Genomic DNA, 25610 nt, shown 5'->3' with positions numbered 1-25610 from the left:
GGCAGTTTTCTTGGCAACTTTAGGTCGAGTTCTTGGGCCGTTAGCCTTTGTCATAAATTCCCCCGACTGGCCGCCGAAACAGGCCCTAATTTATTGTAAATTCGACAAACCGATTACGCCTTAGCGCCGAAAATTCTAAAAGATTATGTTCAAACTATAAAAAGATGGCCACTCGAAAACAAGTCGACCGAACCCGCAATCGCCCTGTCACATAGGCAATTGGCCTTGTGAAATGGGTTCTCAGGTATCCGAAACCGTCCACCAAAGCGCCATTGATGCCTAGTGTTCCAAAAAATTTTGTTCCAATTCCTATTTCAAGATAGGCTGTGGAAAATTGGTGGGGGCCACAGGACCACTCTGGTCGCACTGTCGGAGGAACTTAGCTAAACGCTTGGATTTTAATGGAAGATATCCAGAACCATCCGGACCTATTTACTCTGATTGACCACCCCGATCCTGCGTGTGGCAACATGGTCGTGGTGGACTGGACGCTCGGGAATTCGTGCAGCTATGCGTGCAGTTATTGCCCAAAGGCTTTGCACGACGGTTCGCTTGAGTGGCAGAAAACCGGTGACGTTCTGAATCTGTACCGTCAATTAAATCGACACTATGTGGATGAATTAGGCAAGATTGTCTGGCTGCAGTTTACAGGCGGCGAACCCACAATGCATCCTCGCATCATTGATCTGCTAGGTCATGCGTCCGATATAGGGTTCAAGGTCAGCCTGATCAGCAATGCGTCGCGCACACTTCGGTTTTGGGAGATGATCAACAGCCGCCTGAACAGCGTTATCCTGACCTATCATGCCGAATTTGCAGAGCTGAGCCATTTTATCCAAGTGGCGGGTACGATGACTGACCGTATCACCGTTCATATCAACGTGACGATGCATCCAGATCGTTTTGATCAGACGCTTGAAGATGCGCGGGAATTACGCGCGGCGCTGCCCACCGCTTCGATTTCCTTGAAACCGTTGCGGAAAGATTTCGGAGTGCAGCTGTACGACTACACCGACGACCAGTTGCAGGTTCTCGCGGTGGGTTTGCCCTCGGACAGGGCCCCGGTTGGTGAAGAACCTCGATCAGTGATGCGCGCAACCACGCGGTCGGGCCACTCTGAGATACTCCGCCCCAATGACTTCCTTCTTAGGGATATGAACCGCTGGCGTGGATATAAATGCAACGTAGGGCTTGAATCCCTTCGGGTCCGGGGGAATGGCGAAATCTTCCGGGGCGTTTGCGGCGTTGGGGGCAGAATAGGGACTCTCGGCGACGCGCTTGACCTGCCTCGCGATCAAATTCGATGTACAAAAGACGCATGCTCTTGTCTGGCCGACATCCTGATCCGTAAGGAGATGTAACTTCCCCGCAATTAATAGGTCAAAGTTCAAATGCGGAAATCAGGTAAGGATGGCGGAGAGACAGGGATTCGAACCCTGGAGACGGTTTCCCGCCTACACACTTTCCAGGCGTGCGCCTTCGACCACTCGGCCACCTCTCCGTGCGCGCGATATTTGGACCATCGCCGAGGGATTTGCAAGGGGCGATTAAAGCGAAAATTCAACCTTCCGCAGTTCCGCCACAGACCCCGTTACAGCTCATCCCCATCACCGTCTGCCAGATCGGCCTCGGTCATGTTCGCAGGCTTGGAAGACAGGGGTTCGGTAGGTGTTTTTTCCGTTGCAGGTTCGGTTTCTTGCGCAGGCCCCTGCCCTCGCAGCGTCTCAGGATTGCGCAGCCAGACATCGCGCTGCGCGAAGGGGATTTCAATACCTTCTTCGACAAACCGGCGGTTGATTTCGTGGTTCATATCCGATTTCACCGAAAGCACCCAGTTCACGTCGCGCAAGATGGCGCGAATTTCAAAATCCAGCGAATCCGCACCAAAGCCCTGAAACACCACGCTGGGCGCTGGATGCGCCAGAACCATCGGATGGGAATTGGCAATCTCACCTAAAATCTTCTCGACCACGCGGGTATCCGTGCCGTAGGCCACGCCCACCGGCACGATAACGCGCCCGATCGTGTTGCCCCGCGTGTAGTTCGTCACCACCCCGCTGATCAGGTCCGAGTTGGGAACGATCACATCGGTACGATCAAAAGTCTCAATCCGCGTAGACCGCACCGAGATATCGCGCACATAACCCATCATCCCATTCACATCGATCCAGTCCCCCTTGGAGATTGGACGCTCGACCAGCAGGATGATCCCCGACACAAAATTCGACACGATGGTCTGTAGTCCAAAGCCGATCCCAACCGACAGCGCGCCGGCGACAATGGCCAGCGAAGACAGATCAAACCCCGCCAACATGATGGCCACCAGCGCGGCCAGGAATATCCCCACATAGCCGGTGCCCGCGGCAATCGCGTTCTGACCGCCCGGATCAATACTGGTCTTGGGCAGCAGCGAATTGCGCAGCCCGCTTTGCAACAGCCGGGTCAAGCCATAGCCGATGACAAACACGATTAGGAAGGTAAAGAAGTTGCGGGGCGAAATCGTAACGCCGCCAATGTCAAAACCAAGCAGCAAACGCGACCAGACTTCAAGCAAGTCAGTCTGTCGTGCGCCCCAATACAGCGCCAGAACCGGCAAGGTCAGAATGGCGATTATAAACCCGGCCAACACCGAAAACAGTGAGTCCCGCGCCGACTCACCTTGCCCGCTGAGCCAGCCGTAAACCGAGGTGATAAAGCGATGAAAGATCGTCAAAGCCGCAAACAGAACCAGCGTTTTCACCGCCGGGAAAACGATCCCCTCGGCTGCGTTGGTATATCCAATAGCCGCCAAAATCGGGCTCGCGATCCCCAGCAAAAAAATCGCCTTGCGCAGAAAGTCCATCAGCTGGGTCAGCCCGGCACTTCGCGGCGTTTCACCAGATTGCCCATCTTCGGCTTCCGGTTTTGAGGTCTGAATCCGGCGGATACGCAGAAGAACCAGCGCGGTTCCCACTACCACAGGAAAGCTGATAACGGCCCGGGTCGCGTCCGAAATGTTTTCGATCTGATCAAACAGCAGCCCGAATTCGTACACGATCAGGAAGATCGCCAGAATATCCAAGTATACCCGCAACTGCGTGACACTTTTGCGGGACAAGCGGTTAAAGTTCTGTGCCGCCTGCGAGATGTGAACCTGACGTCCGATCCAGTCGTAATAAAATATAATCGCGGCCCAATAAGGAACATTCTGGATTAATAGCGTTCCGCGCAATCCCGGCAGGCCAGTCATGATGATCGCCTGAACCAGCAACCAGACACCCAGCCATGGCAGCAGAATCCGCAGCAGTGAAACCAGAAACGACCACACGCCGCTGCCCCGGCCGCCCAACTGCCGCAGATATTCACCGGCAGCCTCGGACCAGTAACGTCCGTAGTACAGTAAAATCCCAGCCGCGACAGTCAGGAAGAAAATGCCCAGCCCGCGCTCTTTCAGGTGTTTTTGAACGATGTTGGTTTTCAGGTTCAGCGCAGATTCATTGATCAGGCCTCGCACGGCCTCGACAATATCGACCCAGGCTGGGCCCCAATAGACAGGGTTAAGTGGCGATACACCGCGTTCTAAAAGCTCTTTTGTCTGCCGCTCGCGCAACAGGCTGTCTATCTCGCTGATCAGGCCGTTGGCGCGGCTGAACGCTTCTTCCGAGATGATTTGCGGCACCTGCAGGCTGGTCAGTTGGTTTTCCAGATGCTCGCGAAGCTTGGCAATCTCTTCGGGTTCGGTCGCATCCCCTTCGGGGGCTGGCCCCAACGCCTTGATCTGCGCGTCCAGCGTCTGGATACGGTCGGTATTGGCGCCACGTGCCTTGTTGAAATCCTCACGATAGTTGTGGATTTCAGCCCGCAGGTTTTCCAATGCCGCGTTTGACGTGCGATCGGATTCGATATCCTTCTCGGCGCGATCCGCCGTCTCAAGCCAGTTCTGGTAATATTCGCTTTGCCGATCAGTCAACTGGGCGGCAACGGGGCTGCCCAGCATGGCAAAACAAACCAGAAGAAACGCAAGAAACAGGCGAACCTGCCGCAGCATCATACGTCCTCGAATACGCCAGGAATGCTGCGTGGGGCTTCGGTCATCCAATCTGGCACCGGCAGTTCCTTTTCACGCAGGAATTCGGGATTGAACAGTTTGGACTGATAGCGCGTGCCAAAGTCGCACAGGATCGTCACAATGGTGTGGCCCGGCCCCAGATCCTTGGCCAGACGCACCGCGCCCGCCATGTTGATCGCGGTCGACCCGCCCATAACCAGACCCTCCTCGCGCAGCAGATCAAAGATGTATGGCAGCGCCTCGTTATCGGTCATCTGGTACGAGAAGTCTGGCTTGAACCCTTCAAGGTTCTTGGTAATGCGCACTTGACCGATACCTTCGGCGATCGAGCTGCCCTCCATAGCGATCTCACCAGTGGTGTAGTACGAATACAGTCCTGCCCCCATCGGATCGACCAGAGCGATCTTGACGCCCTTGGGCTGCAACGCGTCGGCCACGCCGGCCAGCGTACCACCCGAGCCTACTGCACTGACAAAGCCATCGACTTTGCCGCCCGTCTGCTCCCAAATTTCGGGGCCGGTGGTTTCCACATGGGCCTGACGGTTGGCAACGTTGTCGAACTGGTTGGCCCAGATGGCGCCATTGGGTTCAGTCTGCGCCAGTTCCTCGGCCAGACGACGCGAATAATGCACAAAGTTGTTGGGGTTGCGGTAAGGGGCGGCCGGAACCTGAACCAGTTGCGCGCCCGCCAGACGCAGCATGTCTTTCTTTTCCTCGGATTGGGTTTCCGGGATCACGATCACCGTTTTGAACCCCATCGACGCGCCCACCAATGCAAGGCCAATACCGGTGTTACCGGCCGTGCCTTCGACAATGGTTCCGCCGGGCTTCAGCTCACCTCGCGCAATTGCGTCCTTGATGATGTAGAGCGCTGCGCGATCCTTGACCGATTGCCCCGGGTTCATGAACTCGGCCTTCCCGAGAATCTCGCAACCGGTCTCTTCACTGATGCGCTTCAACCGGATCAGAGGTGTTTTCCCGACTGCGTCGGCAAGGTCTCGTGCAATGCGCATGGCGCCCTCATTTCATTACGTATCAATGAAGATTTACAGATGCCGTGCGACAACCACAAGCGGCGATAGTTAACCGCGCAAACGATCGCGATGCCGGGCCAGCCAATTTGCCATCATCAACAGGGGCAAATCCTTGAATTCGTTGTTGTCGACCTTTTTAAGGAACGCGTCATATGGCAGGATTTGTGTACGAATATCCTCACCTTCTGTAGCAACGCCACCATTGTCGATGGTCCGGGTCAAATCAGCCAACCCAACATAAAGGTAGACATACTCGGTCGATGACCCGCTCGAGGAGTAGGCACCGCCTGCATATTCCAAGGCGTTCAGCGACACCTGCGCCTCTTCCTGCACTTCGCGGTGGGCGGCCTGATCAGGCGTTTCACCGGGGTCGATCATGCCTGCTACCGGCTCCCACATCCACGGTTCGGGATCGTCGATCAGAAAAACCGGCGCGCGGAATTGTTCAACCAAAAGAACAGTGTCGCGCACCGGGTCATAAGGCAGAACAACGACGGCGGCCCCCTGCATCAATCCGCTCCGGTGCAGCACGGGACCCATCGTTCCGTCATGCTGGCGGTGCTGCACATCCAATTCTTCCACACCGAAATAATTGACATAGGCCCGCCGATGGCTTTGCACGATCACATCTTTTGCGACGTCACGCGGATCGCCCGTCTGGCGTTTTCGCGCAGCCAGCTTAGCCCAAGCCCGGGTGCGGATCGGCGCAAAGTTACGAGCGATCGTGGTTGCGTCGACCTTACCGTAATAGGCCAGCTCTTCTTGTGCAGCCAGCAAGGTCACTTCGGACCATTCATCAACCCAGGCCTGCAACGACCACGGCTTGTCTGGTGTCCACAATTCGGGTTCGGGAAAGAACACACTAGCCTCGGCGCGTGAGCCGTCAGCAACGTCCACACCGTGCGGGCTGAGGTCATAGTCGAACCCACCTTCGTAAAAAGCCAATCGTTTCAGGTCTTCGGCGCTGAAACCCTGAACCAGCAACCCCATGGCCTGACTGCCCTTTTCTGGAACAATCATCGGGAAGGCCTGGCCTGCCACGCCATAAACCGCATGGTCCGGCAAACTGGCCTGAGATATTTTTATTTGTGACAGCGGGTGGCCAAGCACACATTCAAGCAGCGGCAAATGCCTGAGCGTGCCGTAAAAAAACAAATCGGACACTAGAGTAAAGCTCGTCTAAATTCTGGTGAGTTATCGCCAGCGACGGCCGGCTTCTTCGGTTGCAAGCCCTGCGATAAGAGCTCCGATAGCCAAAGTCCACAGAATTTCCGGAACGATGAGCAGTTTGCCGTACTCAACACCAATCTGGAAAATGGCCGTGAGCGCCTCAAACGGGCCGTCATAGCGATGACGCATGGCCAGTCGGAACATCTCGTAGCAGCCCTGAACAAAAAGGGCCCAGAATACCAATGATACAACCCCAGCGATGCCATTATTGACCGCGGCGGTCCAGCCGCGACCAACGCGCTTTCCCATCACCTTCCAACCACAGGCCACTGCAATAATCATGTTGACATAGGTGAACCAGCCATAGTCCTTGCCCTCTTCGCCGTTGCTGATAATCATGCTCGACACGATAAAGGCCACTGCCAATAGGCATAGTGAAGCAACAAGTCGCGGCGCAGTGGGCATTCGGAATTTCCCTTTGTTAACTGGGTTTTGCTATAGTGATCTGTGTCACATCGCAGTTGCCAGTGTCAAAGGCCGCGCCACACGCGGTTAAATAATAGTTCCACATGCGCCGGAAACGCTCGTCAAAGCCCATTTCGGAAATTTCGTCCCATTTGTCGTTGAACGTCTCGTACCAACGACGCAATGTCAGGTCATAACTTTTACCGAATTCCCGCGATTTCACGACGTTCAATCCTGCCTCTGCCACCTGCTGTTTCAGGATCGTCGGCGCGGGAAGCATTCCGCCGGGAAAGATATATTTCTGAATAAAATCAACGCCGTTCTTGTAAATGTCCCACCGGTGATCAGCGACGGTTATGATTTGAAGGGTCGCGTGCGCACCGGGTTTTAGCCGATCACGCACAGTCTCAAAGTAAACCGGCCAATATTTCTGTCCGACGGCTTCGAACATCTCAATCGAGGCGATGCCGTCATACTGGCCACGCTCGTCGCGATAATCTTGCAATTTGAACTCAACAAGGTCAGAAAGTCCTGCTTTTTCAATTCTTTGTCGGGCAAAGTTTAACTGTTCCTGGCTGATCGTCAAACCTGTGACCCGAAGGCCACGCTCTTTTGCGGCATATTGAGCGAAACCGCCCCATCCGCAACCGATCTCAAGGATGTGGTCACCGGGTTTGGCACCCATTTCATCGACTAGGCTGGCATATTTCGCAGTCTGCGCTTTTTCCAGGCTTTCCTGCCCTGTTTCGAACAGCGCGCTGGAATAGGTCATCGTTTCATCCAGCCACAGCCTGTAGAAATCGTTCCCCAAATCGTAATGGTACGAGATGTTTTTCTTGGCCTGTCGACGGTTGTTGTTGTGCAACCAAAATCGAAGGCGTTCATAGGCTTGCACCAGGAACCTTCCGGTGAAATCGTCATACACCGTCTCGGTCCCTAAATGCACCAGATCCATGAACGATCGCAGATCGGGCGTGCTCCACCCACCCTCTAGGTAAGAATCCGAAAAACCCAGCTCACCCTCTCGGATCAAACGCGCAAATACGTCGGGATCGTGAATGTCCACGCGCGCCACTGGCCCCGGCTTGGCACCTTCGGATCGGAACACGCGCCCATCGGGCAAAGCGATATCCATTCGCCCCGAACCCATCCGGTTCAACATTTTGAACACTTGAGCAAAGTACCTGGGCAGGTCTTTTTGCCCTTCAGTTGTCGTCAGGATCATCCGCTCTCCCCTGTGCGGCCGCAGTTAAAAGCTAGGCCGAGTTTGTGTTTCTGGCAAGTTTTCAGTTCCTTACCCGGTTTTTCGGCCTTCATAAGCCGCCAAGGCCCGTGCTCGGCCAGTGGCCAGATCAACCATTGGTGAAGGGTAATTTTCCGCCGGATCAAGCGCCCACGAATGCGGTACCGCCCGGAAATAAGCCAACGCCGTAGCCGAAGGCTTGGCCTGCCCTTCGGCGATCCAGTGCTTTAGATAGATATCATCAGGATCAAATTTTTCCTGCTGTGTCAGCGGGTTAAATATCCGAAAAAACGGTGATGCATCCGGACCCGAGCCTGCAACCCACTGCCAACCCATAGCATTCGCCGCCGGGTCCCAGTCTATCAGGCAGTCGGCAAACCAGTTCATTCCGATTTTCCAGTGCGTCATCAGATGCTTGGTCAAGTAGCTTGCGACGATCATGCGCGCCCGGTTGTGCATACGACCGGTCACATACATTTGACGCAACCCCGCATCGACAACAGGAATACCGGTGCGGGCCTGTCGCCAAGCAACAACTGAGGGATGATCGGCGTCCGTGTTCCACGGAAACGTATCCCATTCCGGTTTCCAGTTCCCGCTGAGCAAACGCGGTGTGTGATACATCAAGTGGTACGCAAACTCACGCCAAACCAATTGGCGCAAATAGGCGTCTGTCCCTTGCGTACCGTTCATCGCGGCCCGCTGAACCGCATGCCAGACACTGCGGGGGCCGATTTCGCCAAGCGATAGGTATTCGGACAGATCCGAGGTGCCCTCCAAATCCAAACAGTCCCGATCCTGCGAATAGTCTTGGATTCGGTCCAGAAACTCGTGCAAAGCCTCAAAGGCGGCATTCTCACCGGGGCGCACAAAAGGTGCGACCACGGCTGCGCCCCGGTTCATTGCCGCACCCAGGTTCCAACCGGTCAGGTTTTCCGAAGTCGGCCAATTCAAGGGTGCTTTGATCGACGACACGTCTTCAGGCGTGGCAACTTCTCGGCCTTGAACGGATCGCCACATCGGTGTGAACACACGAAACGGCTGGCCTGTTTTGGTTGCTACGGTCCAGGGCTCAAACAGTAAGTGACCCGCAAAGGATTTGGCCTCTACCCCCTGCTCTGCCAAAGCAGACTTAATGCGTGTGTCACGGTCGATAGCATCAGGATCATACGCTCGCGTCCAATAGACGCCGCTGGCTCCGGTTTCTGCGATAAGGTTCTGCAAAACAGTCAGCGCGTCCCCGCGCCGCAGGATTAATCGGCTGCCAATGTGCGACAGAGATTGCGCGAAGGCCTCAAGCCCCAGCCCAAGCCGCCATTTCGGCGCGGCACCGAGCGCTTGAGCCAAATCATCCAGAATGAAAACCGGCAGAATAGGACGACCCGTTTGGGCCGCAGCACTTAGCGCGGGATGGTCCGACAGGCGTAAATCCCGTCGGAACCACATGATGATCGGTGATTGTTGGTTTTCCATGACCGCCCGGCTGTTTTCTTCGCATTACGAAGCCGAGCAGAAACCGGATCACAAAACGGCGTCAAGTGCGCCCAATAACTGATCAATTTCCTGTTGCGAGGTATAGTGCGTAAAGCTGACCCGCAGCACGCCCTGATCCAAATCCACACCCATCGCCTGCAACGGGCGCACGGCGTAAAAATCGCCGCCTCCTGCCATGATCCCGTGTTCAACCAGATCGGTGGCCACGGCTTCGGCATTCCGGCTCAGCGATAACGCTACGGTCGGAGCGCGACGTGTAGCATCTGAGGTACCGATCAAGCGTACGGCATTTCGATCCTTGACCGCGTCCAATACGGGCTGCAGCAGCGCAACCTCCTGCCCGCGCATCAGGTCATGCACAAAGGCTCCACGTTCGGTTGCGTTACCCTTGGGGCCATTATGGTGGTCGCACAACAGATCAACGTAATCCGCCATACCTGCACTGGCCGCGATCTGAGCGTGATCCGGGCCCGCCGGGGTGAAACGCTTGTACAGCGCGTCTGCATTAAAATAGTGCGCCTGGTTTGGCAGCAGCTCACCAAGCGCACGCCTGATCACCATGCAACCCTGATGAGGACCGTAGGTTTTATAGGCCGAGAACAGATAGATATCCGGCCCCAGATCGCCGACATTTGGGAACCCATGTGGCGCGTATGAAACGCCATCTACACAGACAAACGCTCCCGCCGCATGGGCAATGGCGGTGATTTCGGTGACCGGGTTGATCTCTCCGATCACGTTGGAACAATGCGGGAAACAGACCAGACGCACCTTCTCGTCCAGCAAGTTCTCAAGATCCTGCGGGTTGAGCGAACCGGTTTCCGGGTCGATCTGCCATTCGCGGATTTCAAACCCGTCCTCGACCAGACGCCGCCACGGTCCCGAGTTGGCCTCGTGATCCTGATTGGTGACAACGATGGCATCGCCCGGCTGCATCCATTGGCGAAATGCCTGCGCCAAAACATAGGTGTTCTGAGTGGTCGAGGGGCCAAAGCTCAGCTCATCTGTGTTCACGCCCAGAATCGCAGCCATGCGTGCGCGGGCTTCATCCATCTCTTCGCCTGCCAGACGGCTGGCGTCATAGGGGCCGTAGGGCTGCACTTTGCGTTGAGTATAGTAGCGCGTCAGCCGGTCCAGCACCGGCTTACAAGTGTATGACCCGCCTGCATTTTCAAAGAACGCCTGACCTTGCAGGCAGGGCTCGGAAAAAGCCGGGAACTGCGCCCTAACGAAATCGATATCAAGAGTGCCCATGGCACGTCGCTCCTTGCTCATGCTGCTTGTTCCGATGACGTGCCCGCGCATGATTTCGGACAACTCGGAAATCACGGCAGGTCTTCCAGCCCAGCCACAGCCCCAGTCAAACAAACAGAAGCACAGGCAGTCTTTCGGGACCAGATCTGGCAATCAAAAGACGCGGATACATAGCCAGCGGCCCTGAGCTCGGTCAACCCGGCATGAAACAAAAAAGCCCCGACGCTTGTCCGGGGCTTTCGAAGGGCTGAATTGGATTCAGCGGCGTCGCTTTTCGTTCGCAAGACCGATGAAGATCGACACGCACATCAGCACCAGAACGATCGCAAACGGGAAGCCTGTTGCAATCGCAGCAGCCTGCAGCGCACCCAGGCCGCCACCCAGCAATAGAACGATCGCGATTGCGCCCTCCAGAATGCACCAGAACACACGCTGCGCCGTCGGCGCATCGGTTTTGCCACCTGCCGTGATCGTATCAATCACCAACGAGCCGGAATCCGAGCTGGTGACGAAGAATACAACCACCAGAACGATGCCAACGAAGGACAGCAAACCTGTCATCGGGAATTGTTCAAACATGGAGAACATCTTGAGTTCTAGCGCAGCATCCGACAGGGCCTGCCCCGAACCGGACATAACCTGATCCAACGCGGCACCGCCAAAAACGCTCATCCACAAGGCGCCAACGACGGTTGGAATCAGGATCACGCAAGTCACGAATTCGCGCACGGTTCGGCCGCGCGAGATTCGGGCGATGAACATGCCGACGAATGGTGACCAGGAGATCCACCACGCCCAGTAGAAGGTGGTCCAGCCCTGCATAAAGTTGGTATCTTCGCGACCGACCCAGTTCGACAGTGCAGGCAATGCGACGACGTATTCAATCAGGCTGTCGAAGAAGCCGGTCAGAATCGCCACGGTAGGCCCAAGGATCAGCACCAGCAGCAACAAGGCCGCGGCCAGGATCATGTTGGCCTCGGACAACCGCTTTACGCCCTTATCGAGGCCAGCAACCACTGAGATCAATGCGAATGCCGTGATCAGACCGATCAGCAGAACTTTCATCCCGTCCGTGATCGGAACATCGAACAGATAATTCAGACCAGCCAGCGCTTGCGTTGCACCCAAGCCCAGCGATGTCGCCAAACCGAAGATCGTGGCGAACACGGCTAGAACGTCAATGATGTGACCCAACGGACCCCATGTCGCCTCACCAAACAGCGGGTAGAACACCGACCGCATGGTCAGCGGCAGACCGCGGTTAAAGCTGAAGAACGCCAGCGCCAGTGCCACTACCGCATACACGGCCCAAGGGTGCATACCCCAGTGAAAAATGGTGGCTGCCATCGCCAACTTCTTCGAGGCTTCGGGGTCCTCTAGACCGGCACCTAACGGTGCCCAGTCGGTGCGAAGACCATCCTCGCCAGCGGCAACCCCGCCCAGCGACGACCCGTAATGCGAGATTGGCTCGGCCACGCCCCAGAACACCAGACCGATGCCCATACCCGCGGCAAACAGCATCGAGAACCATCCGGCATAGCTGTAATCCGGCTTGGCATCATCCCCGCCCAGACGGATCGAACCATACGGCGTGACGATCAGCAGTAGTGAAAACACGACAAAGATGTTCGCCGCAATCATGAACACCCAGTCGAAATTGCTGGTCAAAGCCGGTCGAAGCCACCCAAAGAACTCGCTCGCCTGCTCGCGGAACACCAGCGAGAAGAACACGAATGCAATGATGGTTAGCCCCGAAACGGCAAAGACCGGATTGTGGACGTCCAGACCCATGATCTGAACGTTGTCCTGACCGACTTCATAGTCGGTTTCCGTATTGTCGGACATTATCTTTCCTTCCCCTTATCGATGCGCAGGACATCCAATATCCGGATCGGCAAGGGCGTAACTGAGAAGACCACCTATTACTTAAAAGCGACAAAATACGTAAAAGTGACAGGCTTGCTTCATATGACCGCCATGACGAAAATCGGTCGCTGTAAATGAAAACAGGCCGGGCAATCGCCCCGGCCTGCACACAAAAAGCTGTCGAAGGATTTAGCCCTGAACCTTGGTATAGGTCCCCTCACCCGCCAGAATTCCGCGGAACCCGCCCGGCTCATCCAAGCCAAATACGATCAGCGGCAGGTTGTTGTCACGTGCCAGTGCAATGGCCGAGGCATCCATGACGCGCAACCGCTTGGCCAGCACGTCATCATAAGTAACCGTGTCATAGCGCACTGCGTCCGCGTGTTCTTTGGGGTCTTTGTCATAAACCCCATCCACACCGTTTTTGCCCATGAAAATCGCCTCACACGCCATTTCATTGGCACGCAGAGTCGCGGCGGTGTCGGTGGTAAAATACGGGTTGCCAGTTCCCGCAGCAAAAATGCAAACCCGCTTTTTCTCAAGGTGGCGCACGGCGCGACGGCGGATATAGGGCTCGCACACCTCATCCATGCGAATGGCCGAGATGACACGAGTGAACACACCTATTTCCTCAAGCGCCGACTGCATCCCCAGCGCGTTCATCACCGTGGCCAGCATGCCCATATAATCGGCTGTTGTGCGCTCCATCCCCTGTGCTGAACCGCTGAGGCCGCGGAAAATGTTGCCACCGCCGATGACCATGCAAATCTCGACCCCCAGATCATGCACCGACTTGACCTCTTGTGCGATGCGCTGAACGGTGGGGGGGTGCAAGCCAAACCCCTGATCGCCCATCAACGCCTCGCCCGAGATTTTCAGCATCACGCGATTGTACTTTGTTTTGGCGGTCTCGGTGGATTCGAGGGTCGGGGAAAGGCTCATGTTGCGCTCCGGGCTGGCACGGGTTTATTTTCCGGCGCAAAATGAAGCAAAACCTCCGCAGGTTCAATGCGATTGGTGACGATTGAGGCAGCCCGAATGGACAATAACGACAGATCGCAGATTTGGGACCGCCTGCCCCCCATCCCCGACGACAAACCGGTGTTGATTGCGGGGCCGACCGCCTCGGGCAAATCGGCCCTGGCCCTGCAGATTGCCGAGACGTTCGGCGGCGTGATCGTCAATGCGGATGCGAGCCAAGTCTATGACTGCTGGCGTGTAATTTCGGCCCGCCCTTCGATCGAAGAAGAGGCCCGCGCGCCGCATCTGCTTTACGGCCACATCGCGTATGATCAGGAGTATTCGACGGGTCATTGGCTGCGCGAGGTAACGCCACTGCTGACCGGGGGGCAGCGCCCGATCATCGTGGGCGGCACCGGCTTGTATTTCTCGGCGTTAACCGAAGGGATGGCCGACATCCCCGCCACGCCGCTGGAAATCCGCGCCGAGGCAGACCAACTGGACCTGACCGCATTAATTGCTGGTGTCGATACGCGGACACAGGAACGGATCGACACGCAGAACCGCGCCCGTGTTCAGCGAGCTTGGGAGGTGCAGCGGGCCACCGGACGAAGCCTGAGCGACTGGCAGGCTGAGACACCGCCGCCCGTTCTGAATTTGACTGACACGGTTCCGATCGTTTTTGACGTGGATAAACAATGGCTTCTTGATCGCATCACCCGGCGGTTCGATCTGATGCTAGACTCTGGCGCGCTGCAAGAGGTCGAAGCGATGCGAGACCTCTATGATCCGACGTTGCCCGCCTTCAAAGCCATCGGCGTTCCCGAATTGCTGGCCTATCTTGACGGTCATCTTACGCTGGACGCCGCCAAAGAGCGGGCAACGATTGCCACCCGCCGATTCGCCAAACGTCAGCGCACCTGGTTTCGCGCACGGATGGAGAATTGGAATCAGATAGATTTCTCAAAACGATACAAGCCGTAGTTCAAACTTCATCTCCGAGAATCCTTTCCAGCGATTCCCAAAAACGCCAATTGTTTCGGTTCACGACAGTATACATCGCTTGAAATAAGACGCTGCGGGCCCGAGACAACAGCAAACACTCCCAGCCATGTCGTTTTTGTGCTATCTACGTCGATTTCGAACATTGACCTCATTTGAATTCTAGGGCGGAATAGCCCCATGGGGATGATGAAAATCCAACGAGTATTCCGAGAACCTGCTGTTCACCTCAATATGGTCTGAACGGTTCCAACCTTCTTCAATAAAAAGAACATGTCACAGGGAGAGACATCGATGAATAAGCAAACCTTTACCGGAGCACCGATTCACTGGGCGGCAGAGATGCATGCTCAGGAATATCGGGACGGCAAATTAAGCCGGCGCGAGTTTCTGACCCGCGCCACGGGTCTGGGTGTTACTGCTGTAGGTGCTTACGGCATGATTGGCTTGGCAGCCCCTGTCCGCGCCGAGGGCGAAGATACCAGACAAGAAGGCGGCACCCTGCGCGTCCAGATGAGCGTTCGTGCCCTGAAAGACCCACGCACGTATGACTGGTCGGAAATGGGCAACCAAACCCGCGGCACAATGGAATACCTGGTCGAATACAACTCGGACGGTACATTCCGCGGAATGTTGCTGGAAGGTTGGGAAATCAATGATGACGCGACTGTCTACACACTGAAACTGCGCCCAGGTGTGAAGTGGACCAACGGCGATGATTTCACTGCAGATGATGTGGCACGCAATATTGCGCGTTGGTGTGACAAAAGCTCGGAAACCAATTCGATGGCAGGTCGCTTTGCGACACTGATCGACGCGGACACCGGTCAGGCTATCGAAGGCTCGATCGAAGTTGTTGATCCGACGACGGTGAAACTGAACCTGCCAAGCTCGGATATTTCATTGATTGCCGGCATGTCCGACTATCCGTCGGCCATCGTGCATAGTTCGTTCAATGAAAACGACCTACTCAACAACGTCGGAACCGGTCCCTACATCCTTGAAGAGCTGGAAGTCGGGGTCAAATGCACATTGGTGCGCGCACCTGACCACACATGGTGGGGTGAAGAAGTGTTTGGTCCTGCGACATTGGATCGTATCGAATATATCGACTACGGTACCGATCCGTCGGCATGGCTGGCAGCCCTGGAATCGGACGAAGTCGATATGCTGCACGAGTCCGTGGGTGAATTCATCGATGTGATGGACGGCCTCGGCTATGAGAAATCCGAAGTGATCACCATGGGAACCCTCGTGATCCGTCCCAATCAGCTGGCCGAAGTTGACGGCAAACAAGTTTATGCCGACAAACGCGTGCGCAAAGCTCTGCAAATGGCGGTGGACAACAGCGTTCTGCTTGAATTGGGCTATGGCGGCCGCGGCACGCTGGCTGAAAACCACCATGTCGGGCCTATCCATCCGGACTATGCAGAACTGCCCAAGCAAACGGTCGATCCGGCTGGGGCGAAAAAGCTCATGGAAGAAGCTGGCATGGCTGATTTCGAGCACGAACTGCTGTCGATTGACGACGACTGGCGCCGTAACACAACCGACGCTGTTGCCGCGCAGCTGCGGGACGCGGGCATCAATGTAAAACGCACGGTTCTGCCGGGGAACACCTTCTGGAACGACTGGACGAAATACCCCTACAGTTCAACCAACTGGAACCACCGCCCTCTGGGCGTACAGATCTGGGCATTGGCGTATAAATCCGGTGAAGCTTGGAACGAGTTCGGTTGGGCCAACTCCGAATTCGACGCCATCCTGACCGAAGCCCTGGCCATTGCCGACGCCGACAAACGGCGCGAAGTGGTCGCCAAAGGCGAGGCGCTGATTCAGGAAGAAGGCGTGACCATTCAACCCTACTGGCGCGCGCTGTATCGCCATATGAAAGATGGTCTGGTCGGAACCGATATGCATATCGCTTTCGAACATCACCACTACAAGTGGGGCTGGTCGGCCTAAAACCTGTCAGACAATCAACGGGGGCGCCTGATCCAGGCGCCCCTTTCCAGCCGCAGACAACCCGGCGTCAAGTCGGAAGTCCGAGGCCAGAAAATGGTCCAAAGATCTGCGGAACACCCGAAAAACAGGGGCCATCATGGGACTATTCATCCTCCGACGGTTTGGCGTCATGCTGTTGACAGCATTGTGCCTGACGTTCGTGGTCTTCTTTCTGACCAACCTATACCCAAACTTGGAAAAGCTGGCCAAAACCCAGGGCAACCAACGGATGTCCGACGAACAGGTCGAGGCCTGGCTGGGTAATCGTGGCTACCTGCAACCCACGCTGGTCAAATATGGCCAATGGCTGGGCGTGGCACCGGGGTTTTCCAAAACTCTGGATGACGGCACATTCGTGGGCACCTGCACCCGACCCGGATTGACCGAGGAAACCACGCCCCGGTTTTGCGGAATCCTTCAGGGGGACTGGGGCTATTCCACTGTTTTCAAGGATGAGGTCGGCACCATTGTCGCCAAGCGATTGGGCAATACCGGCTACTTGATGATGTGGGTTTTGATCCTGATGGTCCCATCAGCCCTGTTGGTGGGCGTACTGGCCGGGATGCGCGAAGGCTCAGCGCTGGATCGGTCTCTGTCCACGTTCTCAATCATAACGACGGCGACGCCAGAATATGTGTCGGGCGTGATCTTCATTGCCATCTTCACCTCATCCACCGTTGGTCTAAAATGGTTCAAAGGCACTGCAACGCAGGCGATGGACAATCCGACCTTCGAGAACTTTTTCCTGCCGGTACTGACCATTGCGTTGTATGGCATGGGTTATATCGCCCGAATGACCCGCGCCTCGATGACCGAGGTGATGACAGCGCAGTACATTCGCACCGCGCGGCTGAAAGGCGTATCCTTCCCCAACATCGTCATGAAACACGCGCTGCGCAATGCGCTGATCGCGCCCTTTACCGTCATTATGCTGCAGTTCCCATGGCTGCTGAACGGCGTAGTGATTGTTGAGACGCTGTTCAACTACAAGGGCTTCGGTTGGGCACTGGTGCAGGCGGCGGGCAACAACGACATCCAGTTGCTGTTGGCGATTTCGGTCGTGTCGGTCTTTGTGGTGCTGTTGACCCAGCTGATCTCGGATATCGGCTATGTCTACCTCAACCCGCGCATTCGCATTTCTTAAGGAGGGTTAGAACATGGAACCACTTACCTGGACCGGCTCTATCGCCTTCCTGAACCCGCTGCTGATGATCGCAATCGCAGCCCTTCTGGTCTCCATCGTGACTTGGATAGTTGGCAGTATCGTACTGCCCGAGGCGCCGATGAGTGTGAATCTGGACGGCACGCTCAGCTCAGGATCGGGCATGCGTGGGTTGACGCAAAAGGCGCTGCGCTACAGCTTTGCTGCCTGTGTCGCGCTTGCCGTGGCCTATATCGTGCTGGGCATCGTGTTGGGTACCAGCGCGGGGATCATCGGTGCGATCTCACAGCAGTTTCTACCTGTCTGGCTGTCGCTGATCATCCTGTACGCCATGTCGATCGCGTTTAAGCGGCGTCTGGGCCTTTATGGCAAACTGTTCGACAGCCCCATCGGCATGATCGGCTTCGGCCTTGTGATGTTCTGGGTTTTCACCGGCATCTTTGGGGCATTGGACCTGATCGTTACCCATGACCCGCTGTCACAGATTTCTGGGATGAAAAACAAAGTTCCCGGAACACCTCTGCCCAGCCCGGAAGAGGGGGAATACACCTGGTATCTGTTGGGGGGTGACAACCTTGCCCGCGACGTCTTCAGCCGCATGGTCAAAGGTGCCTGGATCGTGGTGCAGATTGCGCCGCTGGCAACGTTGTTTGCCTTTATGGTCGGGATCACTCTGGGTCTGCCCGCGGGGTACTATGGCGGTCGGTTGGATACGTTCCTGTCCTTCCTGGCCAACCTTATCCTGGCCTTCCCGGTGATCTTGCTGTTCTACCTGCTGGTGACACCGGAAATCGTAGCGACGGGCGTGCCGAACTATATGGCTGCTGTGTTGTTCGTCTTTCCGATCCTATTCATAGGCGTTCTGCTGAATTCACGCTATTACACGCGACCGAATTTCCGCACACCGCTGCTGATCGGGGTTTTGGGCGTTGCGATCTGGTTCTACCTGTCGCTGATCTCGACCGGTGGTTACATCATCAATACCGATAGCTATCGCATCTGGGGACTGCCGACTTATCTGGACCTGTTCGATATTCCTGGCGGCATCCTGGTGGTGTTCGTATCCGTTGTGTTCGTGAATTCACCCACCGTGTTCCGCATCGTGCGTGGTTTGGCGTTGGACATTAAGACGCGAGATTATGTGGCGGCGGCGCAAACCCGTGGAGAAGGTCCATGGTACATCATGCTGTGGGAAATTCTGCCAAACGCGCGCGGTCCGCTGATCGTCGATTTCTGCCTGCGGATTGGCTACACCACCATCCTTTTGGGAACCTTGGGTTTCTTCGGACTGGGGCTGCCACCGGAAAGCCCAGACTGGGGTTCGACGATCAACGAGGGGCGCAAGCTGTTGTCGATCTATCTGCACCCTGCCCTTCCGCCTGCGCTGGCCCTGTTGTCACTGGTTCTTGGATTGAACCTGCTGGCGGACGGCCTGCGTGAGGAAAGTCTGAAGGACTGATGTGATCGAGGCCGGGGGCCCTGCCCCCGGACCCCCGAAGTATTTTCGAAAAGATGAAAATGGTCGTTTGATCAATTTCATCAGGGAGTAGGAAACGATGAACAAACTGGCGGATTATGACGGTCCGATCCTCGAGATCGACAAGCTGTCGATTTCCTTCTTTACCCGTCTGCGGGAAATTCCGGCCGTGATGGATTTCTCGGTCAGTGTGCAACCGGGCGAAGCTGTAGGATTGGTCGGTGAGTCAGGCTGCGGCAAATCCACAGTGGCATTGGGTGTCATGCAGGACTTGGGCAAAAACGGTCGGATCGTCGGCGGCACCATCAAGTTCAAGGGGCGTGATCTGTCCGAGATGACCTCGGACGAGTTGCGCGACATTCGTGGCAATGAGATCGCGATGATCTATCAGGAGCCGATGGCCTCGCTGAACCCGGCGATGAAGATCGGCAAGCAGCTGATGGAAGTGCCCATGATCCACGAAGGCGTCGGCGCAGAAGAGGCCTATGCCCGCGCGCTTGAGGTGGTCACCGATGTACGCTTGCCCGACCCCGAGCGTATGCTGAATTCCTTCCCCCATCAGTTGTCGGGTGGTCAACAGCAGCGGATCGTCATCGCCATGGCGTTGATGTCAAAACCAGCGCTGCTGATCCTGGACGAACCAACCACCGCGTTGGATGTGACGGTTGAGGCCGCCGTGGTAGAATTGGTCAAGGATCTTGGAAAGAAATACGGCACATCGATGCTTTTCATCTCGCACAATCTGGGTCTAGTGCTTGAGACCTGTGACCGGCTGTGCGTGATGTATTCGGGTGAAGCGGTCGAGCGTGGCTCGATTCATGATGTGTTCGACGAGATGCAGCATCCTTACACGCAGGCGCTGTTCCGCTCGATCCCCTTGCCGGGCGCTGACAAGAACGCACGCCCGCTGGTGGCCATTCCGGGGAACTTCCCTCTGCCGCATGAACGCCCGTCGGGCTGTAACTTTGGTCCGCGCTGCGACTATTTTGAGGAAGGCCGTTGCGACACGCAAAACATTCTGATGGAGCCGGTACCGGGCAATGATCGGCACCACACGCGCTGTCTGAAGTTCCAGGAAATCGATTGGAACGCACCGATCACGATGGCTGAACAGAAGGAAAAGGGCGAAATCGGGCGCACAATTCTGAAGATGGACAACCTCAAGAAATACTATGAGGTGGCCGCAAATGCCCTGTTCGGGGGGGGAGAAACCAAGGTTGTAAAGGCCAATGAAACGTTAAGTTTTGAGGCTCATGAATCCGAAACACTGGCCATTGTGGGTGAATCCGGTTGCGGCAAATCCACGTTCGCGAAGGTACTGATGGGGCTGGAAACCGCCACCGACGGTCAGATCCTGCTGGACAACCGCAACATCGAGGCTGTCCCGATTGAGGAACGCGACACCAAGACCGTGGGCGAGGTTCAGATGGTGTTCCAGAACCCGTTCGATACGCTGAACCCATCGATGACTGTGGGCCGTCAGATCATTCGCGCGTTGGAAATTTTTGGCGTCGGCAATTCTGAATCCGAACGTAAGCAACGTATGTTGGAACTGCTTGATCTGGTGAAGCTACCCCGCGCCTTTGCGGATCGGATGCCACGCCAGTTGTCAGGCGGACAAAAGCAACGCGTCGGTATCGCCCGCGCCTTTGCAGGGGACGCGCGCATTGTGGTGGCGGATGAGCCCGTCTCGGCCCTGGATGTGTCCGTTCAGGCGGCGGTGACTGATCTGCTGATGGAGATTCAGCGCGAGCACAAGACCACGCTGCTGTTCATCAGCCACGACCTGTCCATTGTGCGTTACCTCAGCGACCGGGTGATGGTGATGTATCTGGGTCATGTGGTCGAACTGGGCACCACCGATCAGGTCTTTGCGCCGCCCTACCACCCCTATACCGAAGCCCTGCTGAGCGCTGTTCCCATTGCGGATACGTCGATCGAGAAGCAGCACATCGTGCTTGAGGGGGATATTCCGTCAGCCATGAATCCACCGCCGGGTTGCCCGTTCCAGACCCGGTGCCGTTGGAAATCCGAAGTTTCGGGCGGGTTGTGTGAACGCGACGTACCGCCAGTGAAAACTCTGGCCGATGGTCATCAGGTGAAATGTCATCTGGCCGAAGATATTCTGGCCCGTATGGAGCCGGTCATCAAAATCGCCGCGGAATAGGCTTCAAAATTGGTGCAAAGGGCGTCGGTTTCTGATCGGCGCCCATTGGCATTACTTGAACAAATTTTCTCATAAGCATTTTAGCTAAATGTACCTGGTCAAAAGAGACCTAAGCATCGAATTTAGCTCAACCGCCCCAGATAACCTTCACGTAGTTCTGGGTTTCCTTGTAAGGTGGTACGCCGCCATGTTTCTCAACCGCCTGAGGTCCGGCATTGTAGGCCGCCAGCGCCAGACGCCAGGATTTGAACTTGCGGTATTGCCAGGATAGATACCGCGCGCCACCTTCCAGATTCTGCTGTGGATCATGCGGATTCACACCCAAAAGCTGGGCCGTACCGGGCATCAACTGTGCCAATCCCAAAGCACCCTTGTGTGATACTGCATGTGGATTCCAACCGCTTTCTTGCTGAACCAGACGCAAGAACAACTCCTCCGGGACGCTATGTTTGCGCGCGGCCTGACGCGCCAGTGTCATATACTGACCGCGATACTTCCCGGTATAGCGTTTGTTGAACTTCGGCTGAGCCGTCTTGGGTTTAAGCCGCTCGGAATCCCGATACTGGGTTGCGGCGCGCGTGTCCAAAATCTTGGATTGTTTAAGGAAAATGTCCTTCCGGCTTTTGGTCGACAACGTTTGTGCGGCCACCGGAACCGAGACCAGAGCAACACATAAACCAACAAAACAACCAACCAGAAAACGCATTAAAGCCAATCTCGCTTAGTCAGGAACCTTATGGAGTATAGATATCTCAGTTTATAATGAAAGCATGGTTAACCGAACCTGAGTAATTTCTTGCTCAGTGTTGCATGCAGTAACTGTGTTTCAACCAAGACGCAGGCCGTATAGGGTCGCTGGGAAACACTGCGCCAGATTCGGCGCGCATACGTCAATTCAAAACGGGGAAATACATGGCGGGTTCAGTCAACAAGGTCATTCTGGTCGGAAATCTTGGCCGCGATCCCGAAGTCCGGACATTCCAGAACGGTGGCAAGGTTTGCAATCTGCGCATCGCTACATCCGAGACCTGGAAAGACCGCAACACAGGTGAGCGTCGCGAACGTACCGAGTGGCACTCGGTCGCGATCTTCAACGAGGGGCTTGTCCGCGTGGCCGAGCAATACCTGCGCAAAGGGTCTAAGGTTTATCTTGAAGGCCAACTGCAGACCCGCAAATGGCAGGATCAATCCGGACAGGATCGGTATTCGACCGAGGTTGTTCTACAGGGCTTTGGCTCTACCCTTGTGATGTTGGATGGCCGCGGCGAAGGCGGCGGCGGTGGCGGCCAATCGGGCGGTTACGGCGGCGGTCAGGCCGGGGGTGGATACGGCGATCCTTATGGCGCACCGTCCAGCGCCCCTGCCCCGGCATCCGGTGGAATCGACGACGACGAGATTCCGTTCTAAGCGTAGCGGAGGCAAATCATGACATGGTCCTTCTCACTCGGCCGGTTTCTGGGGTCCGAGTTGAGGGTCCATGTCACCTTTTTCCTGCTGCTGGCTTGGGTCGGTTTCGCCGCCTATTCCCGCGGCGGGCTGCCAGCCGCCATCGAAAACCTGATCTTTGTGCTGGCTTTGTTTGCCTGCGTCGTCGCGCATGAATTCGGCCATGCGCTGATGGCACGGCGATACGGCATCAAAACCCCAGACATAACCTTGCTGCCAATTGGCGGTCTGGCGCGGTTGGAACGGATGCCCGAAAAGCCGATGCAAGAGGTTTGGGTGGCCCTTGCCGGTCCGGCGGTGAATATCGTCATCTGGATCATTCTGGTCGCACTGGGGGCCGGTATGCCACTTGAGACAATGGCGCAGATCGACACCACTGTTCCGGGTTTGTTGAACCGTCTGGCATATGTGAATTTGCTGCTGGCCGCCTTCAATATGATACCAGCTTTCCCAATGGACGGCGGGCGGGTGTTCCGCGCCTTGTTATGTCTCAAAATGGATCGGGTGAAAGCAACCAGGATCGCGGCAATCGCAGGACAGATCGTGGCTGTCGCCTTTGGCTTTTGGGGGCTGAGCACCGGCAACGCCATTCTGGTACTGATTGCGGTTTTCGTTTTTGTCGCCGCCAATTCCGAAAGTCAGGACGTGGCCATGCGTTCGGTCGCGCGGCGGGTTCTGGCGCGTGATGCGATGATCACTGAATTCCACGCTCTGTCCCCGTCCGATACGCTGGCGACGGCAGCGCAGGCAGTCATCCACACCACTCAGCACGAATTTCCCGTTTTGGATGATGACGGCGCATTGCTTGGGTTTGTCACCCGCGGTCGTCTTTTTGCAGCCCTAGCCGGGGAAACTCCGCGGTCCGACCCCGCCACGTCGGTCATGGAAACCAATATCCCAAGGGTGCAACTGACCAGCGGGCTTGAGATGGTTCTGGAAACGCTCCACAAGGGCGCACCGGCTATCGCCGTCTGCACGCAGACTGGTAAAATGGTCGGCTATATCACCCGGGAAAACATTGGTGAGCTGATGGTGATCCGGGGGCGCTGATCAGGCCGTCGCCAGGGCGTCTTCCAGCACGGATATCACCGCCTCACGCGGGACGTCCGATGTCACGAAAGCTTCACCGATCCCACGCGCCAGGATGAACCGCAATTGACCGTCGATGACCTTTTTGTCCTGCGCCATTAGATCGACCAAGGCTTCGGCCCCATGCAGGTCGCCGGGGATGTCATTCAAATCGGTTTTCATGCCCATAGCGCGCAAATGTGCCCGCACGCGGCTGGGGTCTTCCTGTGAACACAGACCCAGGCGCGACGACAGCTCGAACGCCAGCGCGCAGCCAATGGCGACGCCCTCGCCATGCAGCAGACGGTCGGAATAACCAGTGGCAGCCTCAAGCGCGTGACAGAAGGTATGGCCAAGGTTCAGCAGCGCGCGGTCGCCCTGCTCGGTCTCATCCCGCGCCACGATATCGGCCTTCATCTGCACCGAACGGGTTACGGCCCGCACCCGTGCGGCCATATCACCGCCTGAGACATCCGTTCCGTTGGTTTCCAGCCACTCAAAGAACGCTGCGTCTCCCAGCAGGCCGTATTTCACCACCTCGCCATAGCCTGAAAGGAAATCGCGCTGGGTCATCGACCCCAACACCGAAGTATCTGCCAGCACCAGCGACGGCTGATGGAATGCCCCGATCAAATTTTTGCCCTGCGGTGCGTTGATCCCGGTTTTGCCCCCCACCGAACTGTCGACCTGCGCCAGCAGCGAGGTCGGGATTTGCACAAACCGTACTCCGCGTCGCAAAGCCGCAGCGGCGAACCCCACCAGATCGCCAATCACACCGCCACCAAAGGCAACGACAATATCGCGGCGTTCAATTTTCTCAGCCAGCAACCACTCTACAGTGCGTTCGAAATGCGGCCAGCTTTTGGTCGCCTCACCAGCGGGCAATGTCAGCGACGTCATCTCGATCCCGGCGTGGGTTAAACCGTCACGCAAAGCGTCCAGATGCAGCGCGCCCACGTTTTCGTCCGTCACAACCGCCACTTTGGGCCGGTGCAAAAACGGCGCGATCCGTGTACCGGCCTGAGCCAGCAATTCCGGGCCGATTTCTACATCATACGAGCGCTCGCCCAGCTCTACATGTACGGTTTGATGCATTACTTCCGTTCCAAAACATCGGGGCGTGTTGCCAGCGCATCCACCACCCGGTTCACCATATTCTCGATCGAGGTCTCGCCGTCGGACTCGGCGATCAAATCCGCCTTCGCATAAACCGGGACACGCTGTTCATACAAGCCGCGCAAAGTCGCATAAGGATCAGAGGTACGCAGCAAGGGGCGCGTGTCTTTGTGTTTGACGCGATTCCACAAAACCTCGAGTTCGGCCCGCAGCCAGACCGAGACCCCGCGTTCCGTGATCATTGTGCGGTTCTGTTCCGCCAGAAACGCGCCGCCACCGGTCGATAGGATGCCTTTTTCCTCATCCAGCAAACGCCCGATAACCTGAGATTCCTTAGCGCGGAAAAACGGTTCTCCGTCACGTTCGAAAATCTCGGGGATGGTCATATTGGCTGCCGATTCGATCTCGGCGTCGCTGTCGAGAAAGGGAACGCCCAGCCGCGCGGCCAGCGCACGGCCCACCGCCGTCTTTCCCGCCCCCATCATGCCTACAAGTACAACCGTTTTGTGCAGTGCAAAGCCCGCATCTGTGTCCGAGCTGTGGGTGTTATGCTTAATTTCGCTCATTTCACTGTGAATGACGTGATCTTAGGAAAAATGCTAGCTATAACTATGACAAAAGAGAAAATTGGGGC

Annotated in this window: 20 protein-coding genes and 1 tRNA gene; 8 read left to right on the top strand and 13 right to left on the bottom strand. The window is 56.3% G+C overall.

What is annotated here, in order from left to right:
* Positions 1-401 precede the first annotated feature (401 nt).
* Entirely contained in the window at positions 402-1361 is a 960-nt protein-coding gene (locus ACR0B0_RS03640) for a radical SAM protein (protein WP_480646455.1), read from the top strand.
* A gap of 50 nt (positions 1362-1411) precedes the next feature.
* On the opposite strand, the gene ACR0B0_RS03635 is transcribed toward ACR0B0_RS03640, so the two are convergent.
* The 10 genes from ACR0B0_RS03635 to pyrH all read right to left on the bottom strand — a co-directional run bounded on the left by ACR0B0_RS03635 (position 1412) and on the right by pyrH (position 13516).
* A tRNA-Ser gene (locus ACR0B0_RS03635) sits at positions 1412-1501 on the bottom strand.
* Positions 1502-1591: 90 nt separating this feature from the next.
* Positions 1592-4027, bottom strand: a complete 2436-nt coding sequence (locus tag ACR0B0_RS03630; RefSeq protein ID WP_480646453.1) for a DUF3772 domain-containing protein — start codon at positions 4025-4027, stop codon at positions 1592-1594.
* On the bottom strand, positions 4027-5061 hold the full coding sequence (locus ACR0B0_RS03625) for a cysteine synthase A (protein WP_170348483.1): 1035 nt from the start codon (positions 5059-5061) through the stop codon (positions 4027-4029). Before ACR0B0_RS03625 ends, ACR0B0_RS03630 begins: the two co-directional genes overlap by 1 nt.
* Positions 5062-5130: 69 nt before the next feature.
* Positions 5131-6246 (bottom strand): NUDIX domain-containing protein, encoded by a 1116-nt coding sequence (locus ACR0B0_RS03620; RefSeq protein WP_170348482.1) that lies wholly within the window; start codon positions 6244-6246, stop codon positions 5131-5133.
* 30 nt (positions 6247-6276) lie between these two features.
* Positions 6277-6717 carry a TrgA family protein gene (locus ACR0B0_RS03615; protein WP_170348481.1) on the bottom strand — a complete coding sequence of 147 codons (441 nt, stop codon included), beginning with the start codon at positions 6715-6717 and terminating at the stop codon, positions 6277-6279.
* Between the two features lie 16 nt (positions 6718-6733).
* Positions 6734-7942, bottom strand: a complete 1209-nt coding sequence (locus ACR0B0_RS03610; protein WP_480646450.1) for a class I SAM-dependent methyltransferase — start codon at positions 7940-7942, stop codon at positions 6734-6736.
* A gap of 69 nt (positions 7943-8011) precedes the next feature.
* Positions 8012-9433, bottom strand: a complete 1422-nt coding sequence (locus ACR0B0_RS03605) for a cryptochrome/photolyase family protein (RefSeq protein ID WP_480646448.1) — start codon at positions 9431-9433, stop codon at positions 8012-8014.
* 48 nt (positions 9434-9481) lie between these two features.
* Positions 9482-10708 carry an aminotransferase class V-fold PLP-dependent enzyme gene (locus ACR0B0_RS03600; protein WP_170348478.1) on the bottom strand — a complete coding sequence of 409 codons (1227 nt, stop codon included), beginning with the start codon at positions 10706-10708 and terminating at the stop codon, positions 9482-9484.
* A gap of 258 nt (positions 10709-10966) precedes the next feature.
* On the bottom strand, positions 10967-12553 hold the full coding sequence (locus tag ACR0B0_RS03595) for a BCCT family transporter (protein WP_170348477.1): 1587 nt from the start codon (positions 12551-12553) through the stop codon (positions 10967-10969).
* 210 nt (positions 12554-12763) lie between these two features.
* The gene (gene pyrH / locus ACR0B0_RS03590) at positions 12764-13516 is read right to left on the bottom strand and encodes a UMP kinase (protein WP_170348476.1); all 753 of its coding nucleotides are present in this window, start codon (positions 13514-13516) and stop codon (positions 12764-12766) included.
* A gap of 96 nt (positions 13517-13612) precedes the next feature.
* On the opposite strand from pyrH, the gene miaA reads away from it, so the two are divergent.
* From miaA to ACR0B0_RS03565, 5 genes are all read left to right on the top strand, one after another.
* Positions 13613-14518, top strand: a complete 906-nt coding sequence (miaA, locus tag ACR0B0_RS03585) for a tRNA (adenosine(37)-N6)-dimethylallyltransferase MiaA (RefSeq protein WP_480643718.1) — start codon at positions 13613-13615, stop codon at positions 14516-14518.
* Between the two features lie 312 nt (positions 14519-14830).
* Positions 14831-16501: an ABC transporter substrate-binding protein gene (locus ACR0B0_RS03580; protein ID WP_170348474.1), complete on the top strand. Its 1671-nt coding sequence runs from the start codon at positions 14831-14833 to the stop codon at positions 16499-16501.
* Positions 16502-16637: 136 nt separating this feature from the next.
* Entirely contained in the window at positions 16638-17684 is a 1047-nt protein-coding gene (locus ACR0B0_RS03575; protein ID WP_170348473.1) for an ABC transporter permease, read from the top strand.
* 13 nt (positions 17685-17697) lie between these two features.
* Positions 17698-19161 carry an ABC transporter permease gene (locus tag ACR0B0_RS03570; RefSeq protein ID WP_170348472.1) on the top strand — a complete coding sequence of 488 codons (1464 nt, stop codon included), beginning with the start codon at positions 17698-17700 and terminating at the stop codon, positions 19159-19161.
* A gap of 97 nt (positions 19162-19258) precedes the next feature.
* Positions 19259-21346 carry a dipeptide ABC transporter ATP-binding protein gene (locus tag ACR0B0_RS03565; protein ID WP_480646446.1) on the top strand — a complete coding sequence of 696 codons (2088 nt, stop codon included), beginning with the start codon at positions 19259-19261 and terminating at the stop codon, positions 21344-21346.
* Positions 21347-21473: 127 nt separating this feature from the next.
* On the opposite strand, the gene ACR0B0_RS03560 is transcribed toward ACR0B0_RS03565, so the two are convergent.
* Positions 21474-22052, bottom strand: coding sequence for a lytic transglycosylase domain-containing protein (locus ACR0B0_RS03560; RefSeq protein WP_480646444.1), 579 nt, complete (start codon positions 22050-22052; stop codon positions 21474-21476).
* A 206-nt stretch (positions 22053-22258) separates the two neighbouring features.
* Here ACR0B0_RS03560 and ssb point away from each other — a divergent pair, with 206 nt between their 5' ends.
* Both ssb and ACR0B0_RS03550 read left to right on the top strand, forming a co-directional pair.
* Complete coding sequence (gene ssb, locus ACR0B0_RS03555; protein WP_170348469.1) at positions 22259-22753, top strand: single-stranded DNA-binding protein; 495 nt, start codon at positions 22259-22261, stop codon at positions 22751-22753.
* 18 nt (positions 22754-22771) lie between these two features.
* On the top strand, positions 22772-23842 hold the full coding sequence (locus tag ACR0B0_RS03550) for a site-2 protease family protein (RefSeq protein WP_170358112.1): 1071 nt from the start codon (positions 22772-22774) through the stop codon (positions 23840-23842).
* Here the strand turns inward: ACR0B0_RS03550 and aroB are convergent, their stop codons facing one another.
* Both aroB and ACR0B0_RS03540 read right to left on the bottom strand, forming a co-directional pair.
* Positions 23843-24955 (bottom strand): 3-dehydroquinate synthase, encoded by a 1113-nt coding sequence (gene aroB / locus ACR0B0_RS03545; RefSeq protein WP_480646441.1) that lies wholly within the window; start codon positions 24953-24955, stop codon positions 23843-23845. It abuts the gene before it with no gap.
* Complete coding sequence (locus tag ACR0B0_RS03540; protein ID WP_170348466.1) at positions 24955-25542, bottom strand: shikimate kinase; 588 nt, start codon at positions 25540-25542, stop codon at positions 24955-24957. Before ACR0B0_RS03540 ends, aroB begins: the two co-directional genes overlap by 1 nt.
* Positions 25543-25610: the final 68 nt, after the last annotated feature.

The organism is Ruegeria sp. BA12 (assembly GCF_056539625.1).
This window is presented reverse-complemented; position numbering and strand designations above follow the sequence as displayed.